This is a genomic window from Mycobacterium sp. NGS50, from assembly GCF_059812545.1.
Window position 1 is genome coordinate 1 of sequence record NZ_JCALCW010000070.1, and the last position, 3,787, is coordinate 3,787.

The 3,787-nt window shown below is 70.9% G+C and carries 2 protein-coding genes; both read left to right on the forward strand.

Translation table 11 applies throughout. From position 1 onward, the window contains the following. Positions 1-2,416 (forward strand): PGRS repeat-containing protein (locus tag AC5Y36_RS25660; protein WP_500043793.1); only part of this gene is annotated, 2,416 nt, incomplete at its 5' end. A gap of 249 nt (positions 2,417-2,665) precedes the next feature. Next, positions 2,666-3,217, forward strand: a complete 552-nt coding sequence (locus AC5Y36_RS25665) for a MarR family winged helix-turn-helix transcriptional regulator (protein ID WP_500043794.1) — start codon at positions 2,666-2,668, stop codon at positions 3,215-3,217. Positions 3,218-3,787: the final 570 nt, after the last annotated feature.

The window sequence follows — 3,787 nt, forward strand, 5'->3', positions numbered from 1 at the left end:
GGCCGTCGACCCGGCGGCAAGCCTGGACCTGGACTGGCTGACCCCGGCAGCCGGGGCCGCCGAACCCTTGGCGTTCGGTGACCCGCTCGACTGGACCAGCATGCTCGACCAGTGGATCTACACCCCGATGCATACCGCCATGGAGAGCTGGATCAACAGCGACCTCGGTGAAATGGTCAACGGCTGGATCAACACCTCAGCGGGCCAGTTCCTTATTGGTGACGGTGCCGATGGCACCGCCGAAACCCCGGACGGCGGGGCCGGCGGGTTGTGGTTCGGTGACGGCGGAGACGGCTGGGACTCCGATCAAGCCGGCATCGCCGGCGGTGCCGGCGGCAACGCACCGGGTTGGCTCGGTGACGGCGGGGCCGGCGGGGACGGCGGTGCGGGCGCCAACGGCGGGGACGGCGGCGCCGGCGCCACCTGGATGGGCAACGGCGGTGACGGCGGGGCTGGCGGGGCCGCAGTAGAAGCCGGCGGCAACGGCGGAAACGGCGGGGCCGGCGGCGACGCGTCGGGGTGGTTCCTCGGCAACGGCGGGGTTGGCGGCAACGGGGCGGCCGGGCTAGCCGGCGCCGCAGGCACTTTCGCGGGCGGCGGCGACGGCAACGGCGCAATGGGCGGCAACGGCGGCTCCGGCGGGGCTGGCGGACGCAGCAGCTTCATGTTCGGCAACGGCGGAAACGGCGGCAACGGCGGCGCGTCCGGTGCCGGCGGCAACGGCGCCACCGGCACCGCCGACCACTACAACGGCGGCGACGGCAGCTACGCCGGCGGCGGGGGTGCCGGCGGCGCCGGCGGTGAACGCGGCTCCTCCATCTACACCAGCCCGATGTATGGGAATGTCGGGCGGCTCGGTAACGGCGGTGACACCGGTGGCGGCGGCAATGGTGGCGACGCCTACCAGGATGCCAACGGAAACTACCTCGGCGACGGCGGTGACGGCAGCGGCGGCAACGTCGCCGGCAGCGGCTACATCGGCGGCAACGGCGGCGACGGCGGACACGGCGGAAACGGGCTCAACGGCGGCAACGGCGGCGACGGAGATTACGGCGGCAACTCCCAGGGCGACAACGACGGCGGCGTCGGCGGCAGCGGCGGCAACGGCGGTGACGCCACCGCCGGCCAGGCCGGCAATGGCGGCGGCGGCAGGAACGGTGGTTCAGCTGTTGACGGCGATGGCGGCGTCGGCGGCAACGGTGGCCACGGCGGCAACGGCGCCACCGACGATCCCACCGTCAAGACCATCGGCGGCAACGGCGGAGCCCCCGGCCGCGGCGGAAGCAGCCAAGCCGGGGACGGGGGTGACGGAGGCACCGGCGGTGACGGCGGTGTCGGCACCTACGCCGGCGGTAACGGCGGCAGTTCCTCCTCCTTTGCCGGTGGCGGCGGCGCGACCGCAGGCGCCGCCAGCAACGGAGGAAATGGCGGCAACAGCACCGGCTGGGACGACGGCACCGGCACCATCTGGAGCCACGGCGGCAACGGCGGCAACGGGGGGACCGCCGGTGGTTCCCGTGAGGGCGATTCTCCCGTCGGCGGTGCCGGAGGTAAGGGCGGTGACGGCGCAACCGGCCCCAACACCATCAGCATCGGCGGTAACGGAGGCAACGGCGGCAGAGGCGGAAACATGACCGCCGGATATGCCGCCGGCGACGGCGGCGACGGCGGCGCCGGCGGCTACGGCACCGCAACCGGAGGCAACGGAGGCGCCGGCGGCGCCGGCGGCACCGCATCCATCCCCGCGACCACCGGGACCGGCGGCGGCACCGCCGGCACCGGCGGTGCCGGCGGTAACGGCGGGGACAGCGGCGGTGTGACTATGCCCACCGACAACCCCTACGGCGCTGGCCCCAGCCACGGCGGAAACGGCGGCAACGGCGGCGCCGGCGGAGGCGGCACGGTGGGTGCCAGCGGCGACGGAGGCGCGGGCGGTGCCGGCGGCAACGCGGTCGGCAGCGTCAACGCTGGCAATGGCGGTACTGGCGGCCAGGGCGGCACCGGCTCCGTCGGCGGGCCCACGACCAGCCCCGCACACGGGCCCGGCGGTGCCGGCCACGACGGCGGCGCCGCCGGCAACGGCGGCCAGGGCGGCGCCGGAGGTAACGCGGAATCGGGTAACGGCGGAACCGGCGGAACCGGTGGCAAGGGCGGCACCGGCGGCGCCGGCAGCAAGGGTGGCAACGGCGGAACCGACGCCGACGGCAACACCCTGCCTGGCGGCGACGGCGGCAACGGCGGAACCGGCGGCAACGGCGCGGTCGGCGGCGCGGGTGGCACCAGCACCAACGGGACCAACGGTGCCACCGGTGCGGGCGGCGCGGCCGGCACCGGCGGTGCCGGAGGCGCAGGCGGCACCGGAAACCCCGACGGCCAAACCGGCACCGACGGCGCAGCCGGACAACCCGGCCAATAGTGCACCCAGACGCTCACCAACGGACCGGCGACCGGACTACAGCCGGACGCCGAATTGACGAGGCAGTAACCGAGAAAGGATTCCGCGAATTATCCTCAACCGCTGCGCATGCGAGATGAGAAGGGAATTGTGTTGGCGCTACCCCAATCCCCTCAAAGGGACGCCGGTAGTGTGGCCCGGAATCCGAGATTCTCCGCCGTCGTCAATTTTCGTATCAACCGACGACCCGGTCCGGTAGCATTCCGCGCGATGGGAGGCCAAACCTTTCCAGAAGCACCGACGTGCCAATTGCCCGGGGTCGACGACGCCGGGAAAAGTTGCTGGCATCAGTTCCTGGAGTCGTCGACAGCGGTGTTCACCGCCGTCAACGACCGCCTGGTGGAGGTCCACCAGCTCACCATGATCGACGTCTTGCTGCTGGATGTGCTCGCCAAATCACCAAGAGGGTCGGCACCGATGAGCGTGCTCGGTGATGCCCTCGTTCTAACGCCCAGCCGGGTCACCCAGCAGGTCACACGGTTGCAGGGCCAAGGCTTGGTGCACCGTGGCCCGGGGACGGGGGACCGGCGCAGGGTGGTCGCCACCGTCACCGCGCTCGGGCGTGCGCGCCTGGAGCCCGCACTTGCCACCTACGCCAACGAGATTCGCAGAACCTACCTGGATCCGCTCTCTCACCAGCAGGCCATTGCCCTCGGGGACGCATGCCGCCGGGTCAGTCCGCCGACCCGTCCATCTATCGACCGGCAAACCCGGAATCCATCCGCGGGTGTCTCAGCCAGCACCGCACGGCGCACCGGCTGACCGTGGACCTCGCTGGTCGGCCCACTGATTGATGAACGCCCAATCTCATTTGGCGCCAGTCGCATAACGCCGCGCGGTAGCGCCGAGGCCGACATCAACACAGTTCTGCACATCATGTTGCTCACAACGCGCACGCCTGGTTAGCGGCCGTATCGGTTGTGAGCCAGGCATTTCGCCACCAACAGCCGCCTGCCAGTGCGTAACCAGTTACCCAGGGGTAATTACCGCTTGGAATAATCGGCTCGATCCGGACAGACGTGCGAAGCGGCGAAATGCGTAGTGCCACAGCACAGGTCAACATTCAGCGTCAGATCGCAAAGCGGCAACCGGCGACGGTTTCGCGGAAGGCGGCAAATTGTGAGAGACACTCAGTCGCCGCTCAGTTAGGTTCATCGCTGGCACTCACTGTCAGCAGTCAATACGCCCATACGCCAAGGAGTTCTCTTGCACGCCACTCTTCGCCCGTACGCCACCGCTGGTGTGGCGATCGCCGGCGCCAGCCTGTTCGCGGTTACGCCGGTGGTGGTGCCGTTGCCTGTGATTGTGTCCCCGGCTGTGCAGTTGGCGGGG